The following is a 24,093-nucleotide window of genomic DNA, read 5'->3' as shown; positions in this document are numbered from 1 at the left end:
CACCACGCCGTGGAAAACTGAATTTGTGCTCCGTCAGTAGACAGATAGCTCTTCAGCTGCACAAGATGCTGCTCTTTCGTTGAGCATTCTGCTCATGCTCTGAGTCGAATGAGGTACGTCCATTGAGCACTATGAACAGTGAGCGAGGCGTGGACGCCACCGACGCGCGGATCCTGCTCGCCCTCGCCGCCCAGCCGCGGGCCACCGTCGTCGCCCTGGCCGAGCGGCTGGGGCTGTCCCGCAACACCGTCCAGGCGCGGGTGGCCAGAATGGAACAGGGCGGCGCGCTGGGCTCCTTCGAACGCCGGATCACGCCGAACGCGCTGGGCCACCCGCTCACCGCGTTCGTCACCGCGCGGGTCGATCAGCGCCGGCTGGCCGAGGTGTCCGAGGCACTGGCGGGCATCGCCGAGGTCGTGGAGGTCTTCGGCCTCAGCGGCGAGACGGACCTGCTGGTACGGGTGGTCGCCGTGGACGCGGAGGACCTGTACCGGATCGCGGGGCGGATCCTCGCCGTTCCCGGCATCGAGCGCACGACGACGGCCCTGGCCATGCGCGAGCTGGTGCCGCACCGCCTCACCCCGCTGCTGCGCCGTGCGGCGGCGGAGTGAGTGTTCAGTCCGCCCCGTCGGCGATGCCACCCCGTTCGAGCGCCAGCCGGGTCAGTTCGACGCGCTCGTCCAGGCTGAGCCAGGCGCGCTCTCCCGGGGCGCATCAGCGACCTGCCGGTGGCGCCCAGGAGTTCGCCGACCGGACCGTCACCGGGGATCGGGTAGCTGGACGGGCGGATGGAACGGAAGCCGAAGTGTCCCCTCTCGTCGGTGCGGAACAGCGCGCGCATGGCCGGGTCGACCTGGCCGGGCACATCCACGTCGTAGTGACCGTCCCCGTCGCTGTGCCAGACGTCCACCGCCGCGTCGGCCACCGGCGTCCCCGCACGGTCCACGACCCGTCCCTCGAAGAACAGCGGGGTGCCGGGCAGACCTCCGGATATGTCGGCGGCGTCGGTGTGCCGCGGCCTGTCCTCCCGGAAGAAGGGGCCCAGAACGCTGTTCTGGGTGGTTTCCGTGGGCCGTCGGTTGCTCAGGGAGTCGACCAGCATGGTGATGCCCAGCACATCGGACAGCAGGATGAACTCCTGGCGCGTGGATGTGCACATCTGCCCGGTGCGCGTCAGGAAGTCCACTCCCCTGGTCCACTCCTCCTCCGTCAGCTCGACATCGCGGACGAAGGCGTGGAGGTGCCGCACCAGCGATTCCAGGACCTCCGCGACGCGGGCGTCCTTGGTGTCCCGCATGGTGGAGATCACGGCATCGGTGATGGTGTCGCTGGTCAGATCACGCATGGCGCGCTCCCGTGGTGGTGGGGTGTCGATGGCGGGTCGGTCCGGGGACGTCCGTCACCGGATGACGTTCACGGTGTCTCGCCGACCCAGGCGCGGGTCAAGAGGGCACGCACAGCGGGTCCGTTCCTCCGGCCGCGGATTCCAATAGCCGTGCCGCACGATGAGTTCGGCCGCCTGGTCGATACCCGACTCCGGCATGCCGAGGTCCCGCAGTGCCCTGGGGGCGCCGAGCCTCCCGGCGAAGTCGGGGAGACCGCTCGCGGCGCCGTCCGAGGCCGGCGCCGACGCGATGCGCGACCGCGCGACGACCGGAAGGGATCGGGTGAGGGAGTCGAGCCCCTCACCGGCCATAAGGAAGGCCACCGTCCTGAGCAGCGCTTCCGGCAGTCGGCGGGTCGTCTTCCTGCCGCCTTCGGTCTCTCCGAGGACCGGTGCCATCTCCGAACCGGCGTAGGTGATGGGCAGCGCCAGCTGCGGAAGACCGGTGCGCACGGCGATCGCCTTGCCGAGGCCGCACCACGAACTTGCTCGGGGCGTCCGACCGGGCGTTGCCGTTCTGGTAGTGGATCACATCACCGCCCGGCTCGAACAGCGTCTCACCGGCCTTGATCACGCGCTCCGGCTCACCTTCGAGCTCGAACCGGATCGCGCCCTCGGTCACATAGCCGTAGCACGGCCCCGAGTGGCGGTGTGGCGGTGTCCCGGGGTCGCCGGGAGGCCATTCGACAAGGACGGTCATCCCCGAAGCACCCTCGGCATCGCGTAAACGAGTGGTTCGGGACGGCCGGCTGTCGGGTGCGGTCCGGGACCGGTCCCGACGCGTGTCCTTACGGTGACGGGCATGGTTCGAATGACGCGCCGCGGCGCGCTGGTCGGTGTGGTGGCCGCGGTACTGGCGGTGGCCGGGCTCGGCGCGTATCTGCTGTGGCCCGCGCCCACGCTGGACGCCGCGGACATGGACGCGGTGGTGCCGACCAAGCGGGACCTGCCCGGGTTCGTCCCGCACGACGGGCTCACCGGTGCCCTGTCGGTACCGTCCGGCAACAAGGCGGGGAGATCCGTGCTCACCGGAGGCGACCTGGACGAGCAGTGCCGGAAATGGCGCAAGGAGGGCGACGGCTGGGCGTGCCGCCATCTGCGTGGGGCGGGGATGGTCGTGCTCGAGCGGTCGGAGAACGTGTTCTTCCGGGTCAAGTCCGATGTCCTCGCCTACGACGACCCGGACGCCGCGGAGGCGGCCTGGGACGGACTGGTGGCCGACAACCGCCAAGAGATCCACAAGGTCCGGGGCGCCAAGGAGCGCTCGTCCGATCTGGGGGACGCGGCCCTGTCCTTCGAGGCGCCGGGCGTCACGGTCCTGGCGATCCGCGTCGAGACGGTCGTCGTGGAGGCCATCGTCTGGGACGGGAGCGACCAGGTGAGCGAAGCGGACGAGGACGCGATGGTGGAGAAGTGGCCCGCACTCCAGCTCTCGAAGATCGAGAAGCGGCTCGGCTGATCAGGGGTGGTGTATGCCGCGGCCGCGGTAGGTTCATGTGCCGCCGAACCGAACGCATGTCGGATCCAGGAGACGCTCATGACGCCACCACGACGGTGCTGGTTCTGCGCCGGCGAAACCACCGCCACCCGGCACGATCGCGTCGTCGGGTTGCACCGGGACGTCGAGTCCGGCCTGACCTGGTATCTGGGCGTCCGCACCAAGTGGCGGAGCATCAGCGTCCGGGTGCCACGGTGCGAGCGGTGCCATGGCGGCCATACGATCGCGCACTCGATGCTGGCGGTTTCCATCGCCGCGCCGATCGCCTACGCCGCCAGCGGTGAGTTGGACACGCTCCTCGGGATCCTGCCGAGCACACCGTCCGGAAAGGTCCACTCGGTCATCTGGGCCGTGGTGGCGTGCCTTCCCGCGCTGGTGTGGATCGCCACCCGCCAGGCGTGGCTGCCCTGGCGCCGCCTCGCGCCCCGCCCGCCGCGCCACGCCCGCGGCCACCCGGCGGTTCAGAGTCTGCGGGAGGACGGCTGGCACTACCGGCCGGGGCCGTTTCCGCATTGGCGGAACGCCAAGGACCCGGACCTCGACCACCTCTCCGGGCCGTCCGCCCGCCCCCGGCGGATCCTCGGCTGTACCACCGGCCTGCTCGGGCTCGTCTCCCTCGTCGTGACCGTCGTTCTGTATCTGCGGGACAGCGAGTTGGCGGCGTTGTTCCTGGTGATCGCCTTCGGTCTGTTCTTCCTCTCCTCGAAGATCGACCCCGAGGTGTGAACACGGCCGGGGCCGGGACTACGCGTCGAGTGCGTCGGCGATGAGTGTTTCGAGTTGTCGCGCGACCTGATCGAGGGGCTCCATGCCGCCCTTGGCGCGGCACATGGCGATGGCGCCCTCGACGGACGCCACGATGAGCGCCGCCAGTCCGGGCGCCCGGTCGGGATCGGCTCCATGCGCCGTCAGCGCCTCGGTCAGCAGCCGCTCCCAGTCCTCGAAGGCCTCGGCGGCGGCGACCAGGGCCGGCGGGACCTCGTCGGCCGGTGGCTCCTCCACGGAGACGGCCAGGCCGGGGCAGCCGGCCCGGAAGTCGCTGTCGACGACTGGTCGCTGTCCTGGCGTCTGGTGGCCCCTCATCTGACACTCGAGCCCGTCCGCCACGGCTTCGACATCGCCGTGGAGGCCACCGGCCGCGTCGCCCAGCTCGCCCTGGCCGTCAAGTCCCTTGCGTCGGAGGGCATTTGCGAGTCGGCGGGCAACCACTTCCGCCCCGGTGAGCTGCCCCTGCTCGACATGTACCTCACCGGCGTCACACTGCGCGTGGGCGCGCGACAACGTCCGGGGCCACATCCCCGACGCCCCTCAAGCCCGTTTTCGTCCGCGCCGACGACCGCGCGCCGGGCAGCCGTGGCCAGGTCCGTCCCCCGGGCGAGCTACGCGAGGTGTCCTCCATGGGGTGACGATCCCGGGCCGCCGGAAACCTAACGTTGCGGGCAGCCGCGGCGCTCCGGCCGCGGATCTGGCTAAGGACTGAGGATGCAACGTTCCTACGTGGCGGAGTTAGCCGCTCCCGGTCATAAGGTGCCGGTGCGAGCCTGCGTCGACGGGTCGAATCCACCGATATGGCTGTTCCCTTCGATCGGTGAGTACCCGGTCTACGACGACTTCGTGTACGACGTGATGATCAAGGATGAGCGCCGGACGAGCGCCTACGCCGAGGCCGTCCGGCGCTACGCCCCCGGCCGGACCGTGCTCGACATCGGCACGGGCCAGGACGCGGTGTGGGCGCTGGCCGCCGCCCGCGCCGGGGCGCGGCACGTGTGGGCGGTGGAGGTCATCCCCAAGTCGGCGCGGATCGCCCGGAAGACCATCGAGGAGGCGGGTTTCGCCGATCGGATCACCGTGGTCGAGGGGCTGTCCACCGAGATCGAACTCCCCGGGCCCGTCGATATGTGCGTCTCCGAGATCATCGGCACGCTGGGCGGCTCCGAGGGCGCGGGGCCGGTGCTGCGGGACGCGCGGGAACGGCTGGTGAAGCCCGGCGGGGTGTTCATCCCGCACCGCAGCGCCACCACGGCCGTCGCCCTGGACCTGCGCGGTGCGACGGGGGGCGAACTGCCCGGTTTCCCGTCCGTCGCCTTCGGCTTCGTGGAAGGGATTTTCGCCGCGGTGGGCCGCCCCTTCGACCTTCGGGTCTGCCTCGGGGGGTTGCAGGACGTGCCGGAGGTGCGGGAGCGGTCCTATCTGTCCGGCCCCGTCGAGGTGGAGCCGCTGGAGTTCAACGGCGACCTGCGTCCGGAGGGCGTCGACCGTGCCGAGCTGACGTTCACCCGGCCCGGCCGCTTCTCCGGGCTGGCGCTGGGCATGCGTCTGTGGGTGGCCGAGGGGGGCGCGCCCATCGACTCGCTGTCCGAATGGAGCAATTGGACCCCCGTCTATGCGGCGCTGTCGGAGGAGGGCCTGCCGGTGCGGCCGGGCGACCGGTTCGTCTTCGAGTTCACCACGACGATCAGCGACGACGGCGTACACCCCGACTACGCGCTCGTCGGCGAGTTGCACCGGGACAGCGCTCCAGCGGTGCCGTTGAGCTGGAGCTCGACCCACCATGGGGACGGTTTCCGCGAGACGTTCTTCCATCGCCGGCTCTTCCCCGAAGCCTGATCCACGAGTCCCGCCCCGCTTCCGAACCGCACCGACGGGGAGACCTTTCGGAGCCCTTGGTGGGCCGGTGCCGGACCGGCCCATGGGGCCTGTCTCCGGTGCGCCGTCCGGCCCGGCACCACCGCTAGACTCGCCCCGTGATCAACGCTCGGCGTGTCCCGGAGATGTGGCACCGGCTCGATGTCACGGTCCGGGATCTCCCGCTCGGGCTGGTGATCCTCACCGGGGCGCTCATCCCGTCGTTCCAGAACCACGGGACACAGCTGGGCGGCCTGCCGGGCCGCCCCTTCGACGCGCTGGCCATCGTGGCAGTGGCCCTCCAGAGCCTCCCGCTCGCAGTGCGGCGGCGGTGGCCGGTGGTCTGTCTCGCCCTGGTCTCGCTCGGCTTCGCTGTCGACCAGCTCCGCGGCTACCACTCGTTCGCGGGCACCGCGGTGCCCGTCGCGCTGCTGAGCGTGGGGTCCCATCTGGAGCGGCACCGGCGCACCACCGCGCTCGTGTTCTCCGTGATGTACCTGCCGCTGGCGGTCGTGCTCTACCGGCTCGGTTCGGGCGCCGAGAGTCCGAGCGAGTTCGTGCTGTACTACCTGGCGCTGGTCCTCCCCTGGGGCATGGGGTCGTGGTTGCGTTCCACCCGGGCCGTGGAGGCCGACCGCCGCCGCCTCGTCGCCGAGGAGACCCGCGCCGCGGAACGCGCGCGCATCGCCCGTGAGCTCCATGACGTGGTGACCCACCATGTGACGGCGATGGTCGTACAGGCCGAGGCGGCACGCTATCTGACCGCCGCGCCCGAGCGACTCGACCAGGCCCTGACCGCGGTCACCGAGACCGGCAGGCGTGCCACCACCGATCTGCGGCACCTGCTCGACCTGATCAACCCCGACCACGGCACCGAGGCCACGACACCGGCCGTCGGCAGACTGCGCACGCTCGTGGAGCAGACCCGCCGGTCCGGGCAGCCGGTGGAGTTCACCGAGGAGGGCACACCGGCGGAGTCGACCGGCAGCGCCGACCTGGTGGCCTACCGGGTCGTACAGGAGGCGCTGACCAACGCCCTCAAGTACGCCCACGGCAGCCGCACTTCGGTCCAAGTGCACCACGGGGAAAGGGACATCACCGTGGAAGTCAGCACGGACGGCTCCGGCTCGCGGGCCCCCGCCTCGCCCGGTGGGAGCGGGCGGGGGCTGGCGGGTCTGCGTGAACGGGTCGACGTGCTCGGCGGCGACTTCAGCGCGGGCGCCCGGACCAGCGGTGGCTTCGTCGTCCGGGCGCGGATACCCGCGGGGAGCCCGTCATGACCGAGCCGATCCGGGTCCTGGTCTGCGACGACCAGGTGCTGGTCCGCACCGGACTGGTGACGATCATCGACGCCCAGCCCGACCTCGAGGTGGTGGGTGAGTGCGAAGACGGGCAGACCGCGGTCGACCTCGCCGGCCGGCTGCACCCGGACGTCGTGGTGATGGACGTCCGCATGCCGGTGCTCGACGGCATCGAGGCCACCCGCCTGCTGGCCGGTGCGGGGGTGCGGCGCCCCGTCAAGGTGCTCGTGGTGACCACGTTCAACCTGGACACCTACGTCTACGAGGCACTGCGCGCGGGAGCGAGCGGGTTCCTGCTCAAGGACGCGCCGCCGTCCCAACTGCTGCACGGGATCCGGACCGTGTCCACCGGCGCGGCCCTGCTGGACCCCGAGGTGACCCGCCAGCTCGTGGGCAGGTACGCCGCCCGGATCCGGCCTCCCGACGGCGCCCCGGACGACATCCCGCTGACCCCCCGCGAACTGGAGGTGCTCCGCCTCATCGCGAACGGCCTGTCCAACAGCGAGATCGCCGCGACGCTGGTGATCAGCCAGGAGACCGTCAAGACCTTCGTGTCACGCATCCTCACCAAACTCGGGCTCCGCGACCGTGTGCAGGCGGTCGTCTACGCCTACCGCCAGGGTCTGGTGACCTGACGCGCCACACCACGGACCACCGCGGCTCATGCCCTGATCAGTTCCTCGCTCAGCTCCCGGAGCCGCCGGGCGGAGCTTCATCGTGCCGAGCGGCTCATCGCCGAACAGCCCCTCGGTCTCCGGGTGCCGCGTCAACCACCTAACGGTTCCCCCGGGCGCACTCCGCGGCCAGTCTCAGGCTCTCGTCGACCGCGTGCGGAATGTCGGAGACCGGGAACAGCGTGTGGCGCACGGTCCGCTGGGCGTCGACGACGACGATCAGGCGCTTGTGCCGCAGTCGGCCCGCGCCGCGGAAGGTCGGCAACCGCAGGGCCGCGGCCAGTTGGTGGCGGGCGTCGGACAGCAGGGGATACGGGACCGCCTCGGTGCGGGCGAACTCGTCCTGCTCATGAACGAGTTGGGTGCTGATGCCGCGCACGTCCACGCCCGCGCGCACGAAGTCCGGCCAGGCGTCCCTGAACAGCCGGTTCTCCAGCGTGCAGCCCGCGGCTCCGGGGATCGCGCCCCACTCGACTCCCGTACCGGGATAGGTGAACAGCACGGTCGCCGCGGCGTCCGGCGAGACGAGGGGCAGGTCGGTGCCCTCGGTGCCGGGCAGTTCGAGCCCCTCGGGCAGGCGGGTGCCCGCCAGGGCGTGCACCCTGGTGTGCTCGGCCCCGTCCACTTCGGCCGTCGCGGTGACGTTTCCGTCGCCGAGCGCCCACCGGTCGCCCCAGTCCTGCATGGCGACGAGCACGGGCAGGAGTGCGGCCCCGGCGTCGGTGAGCAGGTACGCGTAGCGCACCGGACGCCGCTGATAGAGGCTGCGGCGCAGGACCCCCTGGGCGACCAGCCGCCCGAGCCGCTCGGTGAGCACCTTCCTGGACAGGCCGATCTCGGTGGCCAGCGCGTCGAAGCGGACGTGTCCGCGGGCGACTTCTCGTAGCACCAGCACGTTCCACCAGTCGCCCAGCACCAGGGCGGCCTGGGCGATACCGCACGTCTCATCGGCGTTGTGCATCCTCATGCGCCCATAGTAGGTTTCCTTTCGAAACTCACTTTGTTTCACGATGGAACTTACAGCTCGCCGCCGTGCGGGCCCAACGTGAGGAGCCACACCGTGACCGCTATCAGCCGGGTCGTCGCACGGGAGATCATCGACAGCCGGGGCAATCCGACCGTCGAGGTGGACGTCGAGCTCAAGGACGGCTCACTCGGCCGCGCCGCCGTCCCGTCGGGCGCCTCCACCGGCGCCCGGGAGGCGGTGGAGCTGCGCGACGGCGACCCCGCGCGCTTCCACGGCAAGGGAGTACGTCGGGCCGTGGACGCCGTGAACGAGAGCATCGCGGACGCCGTGACCGGACTCCATGCCGAGGACCAGTCGACGGTCGACCACACCATGATCGAGCTGGACGGGACAGCCACCAAGTCACGGTTTGGCGCCAACGCCCTGCTCGGGGTCTCCCTGGCCACCGCCAAGGCCGCGGCCTCCGCCCACCGGCTGCCGCTGTACCGCTACGTCGGCGGAGTCGACGCCCGCCTGATGCCGGTGCCGATGATGAACATCATCAATGGCGGCGCCCATGCCCACAACCCGCTCGACTTCCAGGAGTTCATGATCGCCCCGATTGGCGCCGGCACCTTCGCCGAGGCCGTCCGCATGGGCTCGGAGGTCTTCCACACCCTGCGCGCCCAGCTGCTCGCCGCCGGACACAGTGTGAACGTCGGTGACGAAGGGGGCTTCGCGCCCCAACTGCGCACCGCCGAGGAAGCCCTCGACTGCGTCGTACGCGCCATCGAACAGTCCGGCTACAAGCCGGGCACCGACATCACCCTCGTCATGGACCCGGCCACCTCGGAGTTCTTCCGGGACGGCGTCTACGACTACACCGGGGAGGGCATCCGCCGTACGCCCGCCGAACACGCCGACTACCTCGCCGCCCTCGTCGACCGCTACCCCATCGCCTCGATCGAGGACCCGATGGCCGAGGACGACCACGACGGCTGGCGGGCCCTGACCGCCCGGCTGGGCGACCGCTGCCAGCTCACCGGCGACGATGTCTTCTGCACCAACGAGAGCCTGCTGCGCGCCGGTATCCGGGACGGCATCGCCAACTCGGTCCTGGTCAAGGTCAATCAGATCGGCACCCTCACCGAGACCCTGGCCACCGTGGCCACCGCCCACCGCGCCGGATACACCGTCGTCCTGTCCCACCGCTCCGGCGAGACCGAGGACACCACGATCGCCGACCTCGCGGTCGCCACCGGCTGCGGCCAGATCAAGACGGGCTCGCTCTCCCGCGCCGACCGCACCGCCAAGTACAACCAGCTCGTCCGCATCGAGGAAGAGCTGGGCCCCCAGGCCCGCTACGCCGGCCCGGATGTCCTGGGGCCGCGCGGCTGACACCGACCGGACGCGCTGTCCTTCTACGTCTCAGGCCGACTCCATGCCGGGCCCCGAGGCGCGTGCGAATGCGGCGCCCCTCCTCATCCGTCGGCTACGGCCACGCGCAGAGGCGCCCGGAATGACAGCAGTCCGAGCATCGGCGCGCCCTCCGCGCCCTCCACGAGGCGTGCCTTCGGCAGGCTGCGAGCCGCTGCCCGCAGGGCCACCGCGGCCTCCGTTCGCGCCAACGACGCGCCTGGGCAGCGGTGACGACCGGTGCCGAAGGCCAGGTGGTGGCGGATGTTGGCCCGGTGTGGACACATCCGTTCCGGGTCGGTGAAGACCTCCGGGTCCGAGCCGCTGCCCATGAGCATCAACAACAGCCGTGCTTCCGTGGGCAGCTTTACCCCGCCGAGTTCGACCGGTCGCGCTACGACCCGGCGCCAGGTGGTCACCGGCGGCTCGCGCCGCAGCACCTCCTCCACCCAGGCGCCGGCCGCTTCCTTCTCCCGTGCCACGCGCGGCCACAATCCGGGCTCGATGAGCGCACGGCGCAGCACGGTGGCGATGAGCTGTCCGGTGGTCGACTGACCGGCGATGAAGACGAAGAAGCAGGCGGCGACCGCGGTCTGGGGATCCAGCGGAGTTCCGTCGGGCAGACGGTGCCGGGCGAGCGCTCCGAGGAAGGAGTCGGCGGTGGCCTGGCCCGTGCGCACGGTCGAGGTCAGCCATTGGTGGAACTCACCGGCCTGTTCCGCCAGGTCCAGCTGTCGGTCCAGTGCGGGCCTGCCCCAGAACAGCTCCAGTGAGGCGTCGCTCCAGCGGATCAGCGTGGCCGGGTCGACGTCGCGGATGTCCAGCAACTCCATCAGCACCCGGCAGGGAAGCACTTGCGCGAAGGAGGTGAACAGGTCGTCTTCGCCGTCGGCGTCGATCCGCGCCCGCGACGGCTCGAGCAGTTCCCCGGCCAGGCGCTCGATCACCGGTACGGCGGCCGCGACGCGCCGTGCGTTGAAGAACCGGGTGACCACCCGGCGCAGGCCGGGGTGGCTGTCGGTGCCGTTGTTGGCGAGCGCGGGCGGGAGCTGGAAGCCGGCCCGGGCCAGCACCCGCAGCACGGCCACGGGCAGCGGGGTGACGGCGTGCTGGGCGTTGTCCGGTCGGAAGGTGGCGGGGTCGAGCAGCACCCGGCGGATGTCCTGGTGGCGGCTGACCAGCCACAGACCGGTGCCCGCGTCATGGTGCACGGGCGCCCGGGACCGCAGCAGGTCCAGCCAGGGGTGGGGGTCGCGGACGAAGCCGTCTCCGAACAGGTCCAGAGCGTCCAGCGGCCCGCCCGCGCCGGGAGGCAGGGGCCCCGCCACCCCGCTGTCGGCTCCGCCGTCGCGGACCTCCGTACCAGGTGGGGAGGTGTCCAGGGCCGGTATGCGCACGGATGGACGCTAACACGTGGCCGCCCCGGCACCGCCGCCCTTGTGCGCGGTATCACCCGGACACCCGGTGGCCACCCCGGTCGACCGCGCCGGAAGCCTCCCCACCCGCCGTCCGGTCACCGGGCGCGTGTCAGAGTACCGATCATGGCCCAGCACCCCGTCCAGCCGACCACCCCCGCCCCGGCCCCGGGCGATCGGTCGCTTTCCGCACCGGATGCCACCGCGCCCTCCGCGAGCCGGGACGACGATCCGCACCGTGCCCGCCCAGAACACGCCGCCCCCGCCCCGGCGGCGGTCTTCGACTGGATCGACCGGCGCGCCGAGTTGCGCCGCCGCGCCGGGCTGACCCGTGACCTGCGCCCGCGGCCGGCCGACGATCCGGTACTGGATCTGGCGGGCAACGACTACCTGGGCCTGGTCCGCCATCCGCGGGTGGTGCGGGCGGCCACGGAGGCGGTGGCGCGCTGGGGTGGCGGTGCCACCGGTTCGCGCCTGGTCACGGGCACCACTCAGCTGCACCAGGAACTCGAGGAGGAACTCGCGGACTTCTGCGGCTTCGAGGCCGCGCTGGTCTTCTCCTCCGGATACGCGGCCAACCTGGCCGCCCTCACGGCTCTGACGGGGCCGGGCACACTCATCGTCTTCGACGCCTACAACCACGCCTCCCTGGTCGACGGCTGCCGACTCTCCCGGGCGAAGGTCGCACAGGTGCCGCACCGCGAGCCGGGCGCGGTGCGTACCGCGCTCACCGAGCACGGCGGGGGTCGTGCCCTGGTGGTGACCGACTCGGTCTTCTCGGTGGACGGCGACGCGGCGCCACTGACGGAGCTGGCGCGGGCATGCCGTGCGCGGGGCGCCGCGCTGCTGGTGGACGACGCGCACAGCCTCGGGGTTGTCGGCGACGGGGGCAGCGGCGCGCTGTCCGCCGCCGAACTGGCCGGCTCTCCGGACGTGGTGGCCACCGTCACACTGTCGAAGTCGCTGGGATCCCAGGGTGGGGCGGTACTGGGCCCCCGCAGGGTCATCCGGCACCTCACGGAGACGGCCCGCACCTTCATCTTCGACACCGGGCTCGCCCCGGCGAGCGTGGGCGCGGCCCTGGGCGCGCTGCGGCTGCTGCGCGAGGAGCCGGAGCGCGCCGCACGAGCCCGGGAGGTGGCCCGGCGGCTGTCGACCGGCCTGGCGGCCGCCGGGCTGGAAGCGAGCGTGCCGGACGCCGCGGTGGTGTCCGTCCGAGCGCCCTCGCCGGAAGCCGCCGTGACATGGGCTCAGGCGTGCCGGGAAGCAGGTGTGGCGGTGGGCTGCTTCCGGCCGCCCTCCACTCCCGACCGCCACTCCCGGCTACGACTCACCGCACGCGGCGACCTCACCGACGATCAGATCGAACGAGCCGTGACGGTGATCAGCCGTTGGGCCCCGCGCAGCGGCACGGACACCACGTGCGGCAGGGGGTCTGTCCGGGCCGCGGATGACCCCCCGTCGGCGCCGTCCGTGATGCGTACCGTCAAGCGGCCCGACCGGGCCTGAGCCGTGCGGGTCGGCGGGACGCCGACCGGGCCGTGGCGTGGCGCGTCGACGCGCGGCGCGGTGAGGCCAGCCGGTCACACGGCGCCGGCGATGTCGCCGTGGGTCAGCTAGGAGCCGCTGGATTCCCGCTCGTGGAGGGTGATCGCCCTGGAGGGGCAGACACCGGCCGCCGTCCGTGCGGCCGCGCGATGGGCCGCGCTGCGCGCCGATCCCGCGCTCGCCGACCCAAACTGACCTCACGGCGATCGGCGAGGATGCGCAGAAGTGGCTTGATATTGCCCGCGTTTTCCTCTGAAGAGGCAAAGTAGCGATCCGCCGATCGGGCTACTCCCCCGGCCGTGTGCAGGACGAGTGCCACGTCGCGTAGATCTGCGCGCGACGGGTCGCGGAAGACGACGGGCCGGTAGGCGGGGTTGATACCGGGCTTCATGGTGGCGACCGCCGCCACAGCACCGAGTCCACACCGTGGTCGACGCCACGGCGGGCCGGGCGCACCGGGCGGGTGTCGGAAAACCTTCGAAACGGTCGCCTCGATGTCGGTTCTCCGAGCTCCGCGGGCTCTGGCTGGCTCCTGGACGGGACTGGCTGGAAAGTGATCGCCGTGTCGGCGACCCGCCGCACTGAATCGGGAGGATTTGTGAACGTCGGAGCAACTGCGACCGGGGCACGGCAGAGTCCGAAAGCCACGCTCGTCATGGCCTGCGTCGGGGTGTTCGTCGCCTATCTGCCGGTCACCAGCGTCTCGGTGAGTCTTCCCGCCATCCAACGGGCCCTGCACGCGTCGACATCTCAACTGTCGTGGATCACCGATGCGTTCGTCCTGCCCATGGCGGCCCTCATCCTGAGCGCCGGTGTCTTCGGAGACGTACACGGCCGTAAGAAGGTCTTCCAGGCGGGCTTGTCGTTCGCCGTCATCGGAGCCGCCGTCGCCCTGAGCGCGCAGTCGATCCAGGTGCTGTGGGCCGGACAGGCTCTGGCCGGGCTGGGCGCGGCCGCGCTGCTGCCCACCACGCTGGCGCTGATCAGCCACGCGGTGCCCGATCCGCACCGGCGCGCGAAGTTCGTCGGGCTGTGGGCGGCGGCCCTCATGACGGCACTGGCCATCGGCCCCCTGATGGCGGGGGTCATCCTCGACCACGCCGCCTGGCGCTGGATCTACCTGCCGACCATACCCGTGGCCGTCCTCACCATGGTGATCGCGGCGCCGCTGGTGGCCGACTCCCGGGCGCCCGGCTCCCGCCGGCTGGACTGGCCCGGCCAGATCACCGCCGCGTTGGCGATCACCTCGCTCGTCTACGGCGTGATCGAGGGCGGCGCCGACTCCTTCTCCGAGCCCCGGGTGATCGTCGCGCTGGCGCTCGCGGCCGTCGGCGCCCTCGCCTTCATCCTGGCCGAACGGCGCAGTGCCAGCCCGATGCTGGACCTGGCGCTCTTTCGCAGCCCGGCGTTCAGCGCGACGACGCTGATCGCGATGATCAGCTTCCTGGGGCTGATCGGCTTCTTCTTCGTCCTCAGCCTCTACTTCGGCATGGTGCAGCGGCTCGACACCCTCGACGCGGGCTACCGGATGCTGGCGGTGTCGGCAGTGTGTCTGCTCGTCGGGGTGGTGGTCGGGCCGTTGCTGCGCCGGGTCTCGGCACGCGTCCTGATCACCACCGGCCTGCTGCTCACCGCGGGCGCCCTGGTGTCCCTGACCGCGCTCGACGCGCATACGCCGTTCGGCGCGCTGGCCTGGCGACTGGCTCTTCTGGGCCTCGGCCTGGGGTTGGTCGTCACACCCATGACCGCCACCGCCGTCGCCTCCGTACCGCACCACCTGGCCGGTATGGCGGCGGCGGGCAACAACGCCTTCCGGCAGGTCGGCGGCGCACTCGGCCCGGCCGTTCTAGGCGTGCTGCTGACCACCAGGACCGCCGACGCCCTCCCCAGCCACCTTCGGACCGCCGGGGTCGACGGCGCGACCGCGCAGCGAATCACCGCGGCCGTGGAAGCCGGCGGGCTGGGGACAGTGGCCCGGATGGACCTGGGAGCTGACACCGGCCGCGCCCTGGGCGCCCTGTCCGCGGCCTTCCTCGACGGCCTTCACCTGTGCCTGATGGTGGCCGCGGCCCTCGCGCTGCTCGCCGCCGTCGTCGGCGCGGTGCTGCTGCGCACCCCGCGGGCCTCGGTCCCGGCACCACCCGAGGAGGCGAAGCCGTCGCCCGTGGTGGAGCCGGAGCCGGTGCTGGTCGGCGCGGCTGCCGCGCACGGTCCGGCGCGGGCCTCACTTCGGCAGCCGGGCGGCCCCGGCTCCGTGAGCGACGGGGCCGACGTCCCGACCGGGACCCGCCCCGGACCACTTCTGACCGGCCGGGTCCGTGACGCCGCCGGCAATGGGATGGCGGGCGCCACGCTCACGCTGATCTCGCTGACCGGGCGACAGGTCGGCCGGGCGGTGGCCCACAGCGCGGGCCGCTACGAGCTGACCGCCCCGGCAGCGGGGTCGTATGTGCTGATCGCCGCGGCGGATGGCCACCAGCCCCAGGCGACCACGGTTGTGCTGCACGAGGAGCCGCTCCCCCACGACGTGGTTCTGTCCGGGGGCGGCAGGCTCGCCGGCAACGTGGTCTCGGCCGGTGACGGGGTGGCTGTGGAGGACGCCATGGTCATGGTCACGGACGTTCGCGGCGACGTACTGGCCAGCGGCATGACCGACGCCTCCGGCGGGTTCGGCTTCGGTGAGCTGCCGGCCGGCGACCACACCCTCACGGTGAACGCTCCCGGGTTCCGGCCCGTCGCCCTCCCGGTTCAGCTGTCCGGCTCCGAAGCCACCACGCTGGAGGTGCCACTGCGGTCGGGCGCGCGGCTGCGGGGCGTCGTGCGAGCGGGATCCGGCCGCCGGGCCCTCACCGACGCGCGGGTGACGCTGGTGGACGCGGCCGGAAACGTGGTGGGCACCACGACCACCGGCTCCGACGGCGCCTACTCCTTCACCGACCTGGACGCGGGCAGCTACTCGCTGATCACCGCCGGATACCCGCCCGTGGCCACCACGGTCACCCTGCACGGCCAGGGCCTGGACAACGTCCACCTGGAGCTGGCTCACCCGGACAGCTGAAGCGGCGGGCCCGACCGACGGCTCACACACGTACCGGATACGGTCACACCAGGGCATGCGACGGCCGGGGGCGGCACGGGGCGACACCCGTGGGACGGGAGCGCCCCCGGTCGACGTCCGGTCCGCCCCGAACAGCAGGAGAGACCAGTGCAGTCCCAAGCGCCCGATCCACTCGACCTGAAGCTGCTCCAGGCACTACAGCTCGACGGTCGGGCGCCGTTCAACCGGATCGCCCACGCCCTGGGGGTCTCCGACCAGACCGTCGCCCGCCGCTTCCGTCGGCTGCGCACCACCGTGCAGCTGCGCGTGCTCGGCATCACCGACGAAAGCCGGCTCGGCCGCAGCACCTGGCTCCTCCGCCTGCGCTGCACGCCGGACGCCGCCGAGCAGCTGGCGGGCGCCCTCGCCCGGCGCCCGGACACCTCCTACGTCAGCGTGATCTCGGGCGGCACGGAGGTGATGTGCGCGATGAAGCCACGCACCCGGCAGGCCAGGGACGAACTCCTCCTCGCCCGCCTCCAACGCACCCCCCGCGTCACCTCGGTCAGCGCCCACTGCCTGCTGCACCACTTCTACGGAGGCCCCGTCGGCTGGCTCAGCAAGATCAACGCCCTCAGCCCCGACGAACAGGCAGCCCTCAGCCCGCCACCCACCGAACCGGCCACCACCCCCCTCGTCCTGGAGGACGCCGACGAAGCGCTGCTCGCCATCCTCAGCCGGGACGGGCGTGCCCCGCTCACCGAACTCCAGGCGAGCACCGGCCTGCCGGAATCCGCGGTCAAACGGCGCCTGGACCGCCTGCGCTCCACCGGAGTCCTCTACCTGGACGTGCAGTTCGACCACGAGCACCTGGGCAACGACGTCGTGGCCATGCTCTGGCTCACGGTCGCCCCGGCCGCCCTCGCCGACATCGGCCACGCCCTGGCGACCCATCCCGAAGTGCGCTTCGCAGCGGCCACCACCGGCCAGGCCAACATCGTCGCCGCCACGCTCCATGCCGACGTCGGCGGCCTGTACACCTATCTGAGCGACAAGATCGGAGCCCTCGACGGAGTCCACTCCATCGAGACCGCCCTCACCCTGCGCGAGGTCAAGCAACTCACCTACGAACCCGGCCGCTGACTCCGCGGGGTACGCGCCGAGCGAGAGCGGGAAATCGCCGGGCACCGCCGCGCCCGCTGTTCAGCCGGTGACCACGGGGCAGTCGCCCTCGCCCCGCTCGGGCAGGGCGGCCGCGGCGGTGTGCAGGAGGGCGATGGCCAGGGGAAGGAACGGGTTGGGGTCGGTGGTGCGCCGGGTGGCGTAGATCCGACGGGTGTGGGTGGGGTCGGTGAGCCGGACGAGACGGGTGCCGGACGCGTCGGGTGAGGTGGAGGTGTCCACGACGGCGAGTTCCGGTGCGATCGCCACCCCCAGGCCCTGCCGGACCAGTTCGTAGGGCAGGTTGTAGTCGTTCGTACGGAAGAGCACCTCGGGCAGGAAACCGCCGGCCGCACAGATGTGGCGCAGGCATCGAGCGGCGTCGGTGTCCTCGTGGTAGCTGATCCAGCGCTCGTCCCGCAGGTCGGCGAGGCGGATGCGCGGCCGTCCGGCGAGGGGGTGTGCCGCGGGGAGGAGGAGGTAGAGCGGCTCCTCCCGTACCAGCGTGTGTTCCAGGCCCTCGGGCCAGCTGTGCGGTACCACGCCGTACTCGAAGATCACGGCGAGATCCAGCCGCCCCTCCAGCACCGCGTCCACGGTGACCTGCGGGTCGCCTTCCTCGTAGCGGACGTCGACCTCGGGCCGATCGCGGAGGAACCCCGTCAGCACCGTCGGCACCAGCCGGAACCCCGCGGACCAGAAGCTGCCCAGCCGCAGTCGCCCCCGCTCGGCCGCGGCGTAGGCGCGCATCTCGTTCTCCGTCGCAGACAGGTCGGCCAGCAGCCGTCCCGCGCGGAGGGCGAGCTGGAGCCCGGCCGCGGTGGGGCGCACGCTGCGCGGTGAGCGCTCGAAGAGCGGGACGCCCAGGGTGCGTTCGACGGTGGAGATCTGCTGGGAGACGGCGGAGGGGGTGTAGCCGAGGCGCTTCGCGGCGGTACGGAACGAGCCCGCGGCGACCACCTCGCATATCGCCTGAAGCTGCGGCGGAGTCAGCATCAAATGAACTTAACACTCCGCGTGGAAACGTTCACTCTCCCTGTTCTTGCCCGGGCCGCCGCCATCCCGCAGATTGGGCGTTCACCAGCCCCGCGCCGGTCCTCTGACCAGCGGCTCAGAAGGGAGGCACCGTGCCCGGAAGGCATGCGCGAGCCCGCGCCACCGCACTTCCCCTCGCGCTCGCGACGCTGCTCACGCCGACCGTGACGGCCTGTGGCGGCACCACGACCGTCAACCAGTCCAAGGTGCCCGAGCAGCGCGTCGACCCCGCACTCCACGCCCTGCTCCCCCGGGACATTCGCGACAAAGGGTCCATCACTTCGGCGGTCGGCAACGACTACCCGCCGCTGTCCCTCCTGGACATCGACAACAAGACCGTCATCGGCGCCGAACCCGACCTCATTCACGCGGTCGGCCAAATCCTCGGCGTCCGTGTGCGCCTGGTGCAGACGAACTTCGACAGCATCATCGGCGGTGTCCGGTCCCGCCGCTACGACGTGGCGATCCAGGCCATGCTCGACAAGAAGGAGCGTCAGTCGCAGGTCACGTTCGTCGATTACATGAAGACCAGCAGCTCGATCCTCGCCTCCGGGAAGGCCGCCGGGAACATCCACTCCCTCACCAGCCTGTGCGGCAGCCAGGTGGCCGTCGAGCAGGGCACCTCGCAGGTGGACGATGTGGCGGCGCAGGCCGAGAAGTGCGCGGCAAACGGCAAGCCGGAGCTGGAGAAACTGGTCTTCCCCGACTCCGTCGGCTGCTTCCAGGCGCTGTCCACGGGCCGCGCCGACGCGTTCGTCGGCGGCACCCCCACCGTCGTCTACCAGGCGGAGATGTCGCACGGCAGGTTCCGCACGGCCGGTGAGCCGTACCGCTTCCTGCCCTACGGAATCCTGATCAACAAGGAGGAGCCGACCTTGGTACGGGCTGTCCGCGGTGCCCTACAGAAACTCATCGACAACGGCACCTACGCGAAGATCCTCAAGCAGTGGAACATCAGGTCCGGAGCCCTGAAGAGCGCCACGGTGAACGGGGGCACGGCATGACCGAGACCCTCGTCCGGACGGACTCCGGCGACGCCGCCGCGTCCCCGCGCCCCGTCCCGCCGCGCCGTCCGGGGCAGCGCGTCGCCGCGGTCGTCGTGGCCTTCCTGCTGGTCTTCCTCCTGGAGGGCTGGATCACCAATCCCCGTATGCAGTGGGGGACCGTCGGTGAGTTCCTCTTCTCGCCGGTGATCATGGAGGGGCTGCGGACCACGCTGCTGCTGACGTTCCTCGCCATGGCACTCGGCATCGTCGGCGGTGTCGTCCTCGCCGTCCTGCGGATGTCCGCCAACCCGATACTCTCCCGGCTCAGCTGGTGCTACATCTGGCTCTTCCGCGGCACCCCGCTGCTGGTCCAGCTCCTCTTCTGGTACTTCCTCTCCGCGATCGTCCCCACCATCGGCCTCGGCATCCCCTGGGGGCCGACGTTCGTGCAGGCCGACACGAACGACCTCATCACCCAGCTCGCCGCCGCCGTCCTCGGCCTCGGGCTGCACGAGGCGGCGTACATGGCCGAGATCGTCCGCGCGGGCATCACCTCCGTCGACGACGGTCAGAACGAGGCCGCCCAGGCGCTGGGCATGTCCCGCGGGCAGACCCTGCGCCGCATCGTGCTACCGCAGGCACTGCGCATCATCATCCCGCCCACCGGCAATCAGGCGATCTCCATGCTGAAGACCACCTCGCTGGTCTTCGCCATCGCCGTGCCCGAGCTGCTGACCTCCATCCAGGGCATCTACTCACGCAACTTCCAGCAGGTTCCGCTGCTGGTCGTCGCCTGCTTCTGGTACCTCGTGGCGACCTCCGTGCTGGGCGTCGGCCAGTACTACCTGGAACGGCGCTTCGGCCGCGGCACCAGCCGCCACCTGCCGCCCACCCCGCTCCAGCGGTTGCGCGGCGCGGCCCGGAACCACCGTAAGGAGAGCGCACGTTGACACCAGCCGTGATCAGAGCCGAGAGCGTGTACAAGAGCTTCGGCCGCACCGACGTGCTCAAGGGCATCGACCTGACCGTCGCCCCCGGGGAGGTGATGTGTCTGGTGGGCCCCTCCGGGTCCGGCAAGTCCACCTTCCTGCGCTGCGTCAACCATCTGGAGACCATCGACCGGGGACGCCTGTACGTCCGCGACGAGCTCGTCGGCTACGAGGAGCGGGACGGCAAGCTGCACGAGCTGCACGAGAAGGCCGTCGCACGACGCCGCCGGGGCATCGGCATGGTCTTCCAGCGCTTCAACCTCTTTCCGCACATGACCGCGCTGGAAAACGTCATCGAGGCCCCCGTCCAGGTCAGGAAGGTGCCGAAGAGACAGGCCCGCGAACGCGGCGCGGAACTGCTCGACCGCGTCGGCCTCGCCGACAAGGCGGGCAGCTACCCCGCCCAGCTCTCCGGCGGCCAGCAGCAGCGGGTGGCCATCGCCCGCGCGCTGGCGATGAAGCCCGAACTGATGCTCTTCGACGAACCCACCTCCGCGCTCGACCCCGAACTCGTCGGAGAGGTGCTGGAGGTGATGCGAGCGCTCGCCGACGACGGCATGACCATGGTCGTCGTCACCCATGAGATGGGCTTCGCCCGCGAGGTCGGCGACTCGCTGGTGTTCATGGACGACGGAGCCGTCGTCGAGACCGGCCCGCCCGCCGAGGTACTGAGCGACCCGCGCCACGAACGCACCCGCGCCTTCCTCAGCAAGGTCCTCTGACCGCCACCGAAGGAGTCTCCATGACCCGTGCCCTCGTCATCGGCGCCGGAGTGATAGGCGCCGCCACCGCCCACCGCCTGGCCGAGGCAGGTGTCAGCGTCACCGTGCTCGACGCCGGCGGCCGCACGCCGGGCACCTCCAGCGCCACCTTCTCCATCGACGTCACCCATCTGAAGACCCCCCACTCCTACTTCCTGCTCAACCGGCGCAGCGCCGCGCTCCACCGCGAGCTGGAGCAGGAGATCCACGCGGACACAGGGGCCGTCGGCTGGCGCCATCTTGTGCCGCTCGTCCAGTGGGGCCACACCGAGGAGGAACAGCGCGTCCTCCGCGCCCGTGCCGAGCGCCTCGCGGGCTGGGGGCACCCCTGCCGCATCGCCGACCCGGGCGAGCTGCGCACGCTCGCACCCGCCGTCGACCCCGCCTCCTGCGGCGCCACCGAACTCGTGGTGCACGACGACGCCGCCTGGTACGACGCCCCCCTCCTCGCGCGCACCCTCCTGGACCGGGCCGCGGCCCTGGGCGCCGACATCCGCTACGACAGTCCCGTCACCGCCCTGCTGCTGGACGGTGAGCGGGTGCGCGGCGCCGAGGCACGGGGCCGGCGCTTCGAAGCCGACCACGTCGTCAACTGTGCGGGCCCCGACGCCGGGCGCATCGCCGAACTGGCCGGGGTACGGCTGCCGCTGCGCCAGATCCCCGGTCTGGTGGGCGAGTCCGTCCCGCTCGCCGAGCCGCTGCGCGCCATCGTCGCCACCCCCGGCGTCGATCTGCGCCCCGCCCCGGGCAACCGGGTCTGCGCCATCTCCTGGCCGGTCGACGCCCTCCTCGCCCCGACCGCGTCAACCGATGTGCCGCCCGAAGCGGACCTCCTCAGCCGGTGCGCCGCGATCCTGCCCGCCTTCCGCTCCCTGGGGGGTACCCGGATCGGTGTCCGTCCCGTTCCCGAGGACGGCCTTCCCCTGGTCGGCCCGCACCTCCAGGCTCCCGGCCTCTACACCATCACCACCCACAGCGGCGTCACCCTCGCCCCGCTCCTCGCCGCCCTCGCCGCCGAGGAACTCACCACTTCCGTGCCCGAACCCACGCTGGCTCCTTACCGGCCCGACCGCGACACCTCACATCCCATCCGCGACGAAAGCCTGGCGGTGATGAGCGGGCACCGCGCCGAAGCCGGTTGACCGGGGGCCGGGGCGGTGGCGGTGGAGCACTACTGTGGAGGGGCCAGGAGTGCGACGGCGTACGCGCCGACAAGGAAACACGGGACAGCAGATGAGTCACGGTCGGCCCATGCGCCGGGGCGCCTGGTGAGCACGGACGGGATCAGGACCCCGGAGCGGGCATGGCTGGGACGGCTCCGGCCCGAGGACGAGGCGGTCGTCGGCTCAGCCGTGTCCGATCCCATGCTGGTCGCCGAGGTGGTCGCCCGGGTCGGCCGCGCGGCGGCGGGGTGGGCCATCGAGGCCGGCCAGGCCATGGCGGCCAGACGAAACGTCCACGGCCTCTCCGACGTCCGGTACGTCCACTTCCGGCCGCGCCGTTCCTACGAGGCCCTGGCTCTGTCCGCCGTCGTCTCCCTGTCGGGGGACCACACTCCGCCCGCCGCTCTGCGCAGCGAGATCTCCGCCCTGGTCAGGGAAGCCGTGCCGAGGGGTGTATCGGTGGACGTGGGGCTCCAGGGCGTCCAACTGTTCCACTCGGACTTCCTCGGCAGGCTCTTCGACTGGTGCGGTGCCCATCTGCCCCCGGAGAGCCAGGCGGAGGGTATGCGGCAGATGTCCGCGGACTTGTTCGAGGGGATGGCCGCGCTGAGCGCCCTGATGGCACAGGAGTTCGCCGTCACCCGTGACCGCTGGCTCGCCGGCGCCGCGGCGGCCCGGCAGGAGATGGTGCGGGACGTCCTCGCGGGCCGGGAGATCGACCGCGACTTGGCCATGAGCCGACTCTCCTACGACCTGACCGTGCACCATCTGGCGCTCATCGCCTGGTCCGACACTGAAGTGGCCGGCGGGGCCGATGAACTCGCCGACGCCGCGACGCGGCTGCTGACGGCTGCCGGATGCTCCTCGGTCCTGCTGGTGCCCACCGGCACGGCCAAGTTGTGGGCGTGGGGAGGCCGGGTCAGCGGTCCGCCCGCGCCGGACCCGGACCGGCGGTCCGCGCCGCGGGACCGGGGGCTCCCGCCACATCTGCGTATCGCTCTGGGGCGTCCCGGATACGCCATGGTACGGGCGTGTTCCTCCAGCATGGTGAAGTGGTCCCCGTCCACGATGACCTCGGCGTGCGGCAGGCTCCAGTCCGGGGCGGGTTCGGCGCCCGGCGGAGAGCGTCCGGCCCCGGTCGCCGTGGTCGGGGGGATAGGTGTCCACCAGGATGACGGCCGCTTGAAGCCGGACAGCTCCATGCAGCACCGCGCTCGCCCCCACCGCGGTCACCCCGAGGAAGCACACCACCTGGCTCATCGCGTGATGGAGGGGTGCCCCGCTGTCGTCCAGTAGGCGGGTCAGTTCCTCCTCCGGGCTCCCTGGATCCAGAGGCACGCCCACGCCGCTCGCCCGGGTGACGGCGAGCAGGCTCTCGACCGCCTCGACACGGTTGCCGAGCAGTACGGCCCCCCGGTCACCGCGCGTCAGGCCGAGTCCGGCCAGGTGCCCGGCCAGCCGTGCGGTCCTCCGTTCCAGCTCCCGGTGGGTCACGCGCCCGAAGCCGGTCCTGGAAAGAGACCTTGTCCTCGAGGCGACGGGCGTGGTCCGCGAGCAGTTCCGGCAGTGGTTTGACGATGTCGGCGTGCGTACGCACCGCATGACTTCCTTGAGGCGACCCGTCGTTCAGGACGATGGCACGATCCGCTTGGTTGCCCGTCGACGGGGGCGGCCGATCCGGCCGCGGCCGCCCTTGCCCTGGGGTGGCCGTCGCAGTCGATCTCGATCTGCGCGGGGATGCCGATTCCGGCCCGGCGGGAGGCATCCGCGCCGACGTCGGTGTAGCCGCCGTCGGTGGTCTTGGCCGTCTTGACGTGCGGCCGCAGAACGACGCCGAGGTGGTCGGCCTTGGCGGCGAGTCGGTCGATGTTCCGCAGCGCCTTGTGTACGTCGACCACCGCGAACGGGGTGTCGGGGTCGGCCAGCGTCCCGGCAGGGGTGGAGGGCGTGGTGGTCATGGAGTGACGTCCGTCTTCTCGAGTAGGGCCGGGGCGTGTCCCGCGCTCATGCCAATCGACCGAAATTCCACTTCTAGACAATGTTGCTAGGTCCGGATGGTCTACCACATCGATGAGGACACCTGTCGATGTGGTGATGATTCGCCCCCTCCGCACCCTCCGCACGAGGAAATGGAGCGTTGACAAGCCCGCTCAG

General features: G+C 71.5%; 20 protein-coding genes and 4 pseudogenes. 15 read left to right on the top strand and 9 right to left on the bottom strand.

The window, feature by feature from the left end:
* The first annotated feature begins 131 nt into the window (after positions 1 to 131).
* The gene (locus tag ABD329_RS00830; protein ID WP_198276941.1) at positions 132 to 611 is read left to right on the top strand and encodes an Lrp/AsnC family transcriptional regulator; all 480 of its coding nucleotides are present in this window, start codon (positions 132 to 134) and stop codon (positions 609 to 611) included.
* 101 nt (positions 612 to 712) lie between these two features.
* Here ABD329_RS00830 and ABD329_RS00825 read toward each other — a convergent pair.
* The 3 genes and pseudogenes from ABD329_RS00825 to ABD329_RS00815 all read right to left on the bottom strand — a co-directional run.
* Positions 713 to 1,297: pseudogene (locus tag ABD329_RS00825) on the bottom strand (dioxygenase); the annotation flags it as partial.
* A gap of 102 nt (positions 1,298 to 1,399) precedes the next feature.
* Positions 1,400 to 1,837, bottom strand: coding sequence for a dehydroquinate synthase/iron-containing alcohol dehydrogenase family protein (locus ABD329_RS00820; RefSeq protein ID WP_198276953.1), 438 nt, complete (start codon positions 1,835 to 1,837; stop codon positions 1,400 to 1,402).
* Positions 1,838 to 1,859: 22 nt separating this feature from the next.
* Positions 1,860 to 2,099 (bottom strand): annotated as a pseudogene (locus ABD329_RS00815) (cupin domain-containing protein); the annotation flags it as partial.
* 87 nt (positions 2,100 to 2,186) lie between these two features.
* On the opposite strand from ABD329_RS00815, the gene ABD329_RS00810 reads away from it, so the two are divergent.
* Together ABD329_RS00810 and ABD329_RS00805 are read left to right on the top strand one after the other, a co-directional pair.
* Entirely contained in the window at positions 2,187 to 2,843 is a 657-nt protein-coding gene (locus ABD329_RS00810) for a hypothetical protein (RefSeq protein ID WP_198276940.1), read from the top strand.
* Positions 2,844 to 2,921: 78 nt separating this feature from the next.
* A complete protein-coding gene (locus ABD329_RS00805; protein ID WP_198276939.1) occupies positions 2,922 to 3,608 on the top strand; it encodes a hypothetical protein in 687 nt (228 codons plus the stop codon).
* An 18-nt stretch (positions 3,609 to 3,626) separates the two neighbouring features.
* Here the strand turns inward: ABD329_RS00805 and ABD329_RS00800 are convergent, their stop codons facing one another.
* Positions 3,627 to 4,163: an LmrA/YxaF family transcription factor gene (locus ABD329_RS00800; protein WP_246618415.1), complete on the bottom strand. Its 537-nt coding sequence runs from the start codon at positions 4,161 to 4,163 to the stop codon at positions 3,627 to 3,629.
* Between the two features lie 201 nt (positions 4,164 to 4,364).
* On the opposite strand from ABD329_RS00800, the gene ABD329_RS00795 reads away from it, so the two are divergent.
* From ABD329_RS00795 to ABD329_RS00785, 3 genes are all read left to right on the top strand, one after another.
* Entirely contained in the window at positions 4,365 to 5,489 is a 1,125-nt protein-coding gene (locus tag ABD329_RS00795) for a 50S ribosomal protein L11 methyltransferase (RefSeq protein WP_198276938.1), read from the top strand.
* Between the two features lie 164 nt (positions 5,490 to 5,653).
* Positions 5,654 to 6,787, top strand: coding sequence for a sensor histidine kinase (locus tag ABD329_RS00790; protein ID WP_214664805.1), 1,134 nt, complete (start codon positions 5,654 to 5,656; stop codon positions 6,785 to 6,787).
* Positions 6,784 to 7,443, top strand: a complete 660-nt coding sequence (locus ABD329_RS00785) for a response regulator (RefSeq protein ID WP_198276936.1) — start codon at positions 6,784 to 6,786, stop codon at positions 7,441 to 7,443. The genes ABD329_RS00790 and ABD329_RS00785 overlap by 4 nt, the downstream gene beginning before the upstream one ends.
* 139 nt (positions 7,444 to 7,582) lie before the next feature.
* Here the strand turns inward: ABD329_RS00785 and ABD329_RS00780 are convergent, their stop codons facing one another.
* On the bottom strand, positions 7,583 to 8,449 hold the full coding sequence (locus ABD329_RS00780; RefSeq protein WP_198276935.1) for a winged helix-turn-helix transcriptional regulator: 867 nt from the start codon (positions 8,447 to 8,449) through the stop codon (positions 7,583 to 7,585).
* A 93-nt stretch (positions 8,450 to 8,542) separates the two neighbouring features.
* On the opposite strand from ABD329_RS00780, the gene eno reads away from it, so the two are divergent.
* Entirely contained in the window at positions 8,543 to 9,826 is a 1,284-nt protein-coding gene (gene eno, locus ABD329_RS00775) for a phosphopyruvate hydratase (RefSeq protein ID WP_198276934.1), read from the top strand.
* 83 nt (positions 9,827 to 9,909) lie between these two features.
* Here the strand turns inward: eno and ABD329_RS00770 are convergent, their stop codons facing one another.
* On the bottom strand, positions 9,910 to 11,241 hold the full coding sequence (locus ABD329_RS00770) for a cytochrome P450 (RefSeq protein ID WP_309142705.1): 1,332 nt from the start codon (positions 11,239 to 11,241) through the stop codon (positions 9,910 to 9,912).
* Positions 11,242 to 11,385: 144 nt separating this feature from the next.
* Here ABD329_RS00770 and ABD329_RS00765 point away from each other — a divergent pair, with 144 nt between their 5' ends.
* From ABD329_RS00765 to ABD329_RS00755, 3 genes are all read left to right on the top strand, one after another.
* A complete protein-coding gene (locus tag ABD329_RS00765) occupies positions 11,386 to 12,768 on the top strand; it encodes an 8-amino-7-oxononanoate synthase (protein ID WP_344315779.1) in 1,383 nt (460 codons plus the stop codon).
* A gap of 694 nt (positions 12,769 to 13,462) precedes the next feature.
* Positions 13,463 to 15,865, top strand: coding sequence for an MFS transporter (locus tag ABD329_RS00760; protein ID WP_198281299.1), 2,403 nt, complete (start codon positions 13,463 to 13,465; stop codon positions 15,863 to 15,865).
* Positions 15,866 to 16,012: 147 nt separating this feature from the next.
* Positions 16,013 to 16,987, top strand: a complete 975-nt coding sequence (locus ABD329_RS00755) for an Lrp/AsnC family transcriptional regulator (protein ID WP_344315778.1) — start codon at positions 16,013 to 16,015, stop codon at positions 16,985 to 16,987.
* Positions 16,988 to 17,047: 60 nt separating this feature from the next.
* Here ABD329_RS00755 and ABD329_RS00750 read toward each other — a convergent pair whose 3' ends face one another.
* Entirely contained in the window at positions 17,048 to 18,001 is a 954-nt protein-coding gene (locus ABD329_RS00750; RefSeq protein WP_344315777.1) for a LysR family transcriptional regulator, read from the bottom strand.
* A gap of 131 nt (positions 18,002 to 18,132) precedes the next feature.
* Here ABD329_RS00750 and ABD329_RS00745 point away from each other — a divergent pair, with 131 nt between their 5' ends.
* From ABD329_RS00745 to ABD329_RS00725, 5 genes are all read left to right on the top strand, one after another.
* Positions 18,133 to 19,044 carry an ABC transporter substrate-binding protein gene (locus tag ABD329_RS00745; protein WP_198275674.1) on the top strand — a complete coding sequence of 304 codons (912 nt, stop codon included), beginning with the start codon at positions 18,133 to 18,135 and terminating at the stop codon, positions 19,042 to 19,044.
* Positions 19,041 to 19,976 carry an amino acid ABC transporter permease gene (locus ABD329_RS00740; RefSeq protein ID WP_198275673.1) on the top strand — a complete coding sequence of 312 codons (936 nt, stop codon included), beginning with the start codon at positions 19,041 to 19,043 and terminating at the stop codon, positions 19,974 to 19,976. Before ABD329_RS00745 ends, ABD329_RS00740 begins: the two co-directional genes overlap by 4 nt.
* On the top strand, positions 19,973 to 20,737 hold the full coding sequence (locus ABD329_RS00735; RefSeq protein ID WP_214664593.1) for an amino acid ABC transporter ATP-binding protein: 765 nt from the start codon (positions 19,973 to 19,975) through the stop codon (positions 20,735 to 20,737). Before ABD329_RS00740 ends, ABD329_RS00735 begins: the two co-directional genes overlap by 4 nt.
* A gap of 20 nt (positions 20,738 to 20,757) precedes the next feature.
* Positions 20,758 to 21,918 (top strand): NAD(P)/FAD-dependent oxidoreductase, encoded by a 1,161-nt coding sequence (locus tag ABD329_RS00730; RefSeq protein ID WP_198275672.1) that lies wholly within the window; start codon positions 20,758 to 20,760, stop codon positions 21,916 to 21,918.
* A 126-nt stretch (positions 21,919 to 22,044) separates the two neighbouring features.
* Entirely contained in the window at positions 22,045 to 23,235 is a 1,191-nt protein-coding gene (locus ABD329_RS00725) for a hypothetical protein (RefSeq protein ID WP_246618228.1), read from the top strand.
* Between the two features lie 39 nt (positions 23,236 to 23,274).
* Here the strand turns inward: ABD329_RS00725 and ABD329_RS48100 are convergent.
* Together ABD329_RS48100 and ABD329_RS00720 are read right to left on the bottom strand one after the other, a co-directional pair.
* A pseudogene (locus tag ABD329_RS48100) lies at positions 23,275 to 23,541 on the bottom strand (AMP-binding protein); the annotation flags it as partial.
* A gap of 101 nt (positions 23,542 to 23,642) precedes the next feature.
* Positions 23,643 to 23,897, bottom strand: a pseudogene (locus tag ABD329_RS00720) (DSD1 family PLP-dependent enzyme); the annotation flags it as partial.
* Positions 23,898 to 24,093: the final 196 nt, after the last annotated feature.

It is taken from the genome of Streptomyces javensis, assembly GCF_039525925.1.
Lineage (GTDB): Bacteria > Actinomycetota > Actinomycetes > Streptomycetales > Streptomycetaceae > Streptomyces > Streptomyces asiaticus.
This window is presented reverse-complemented; position numbering and strand designations above follow the sequence as displayed.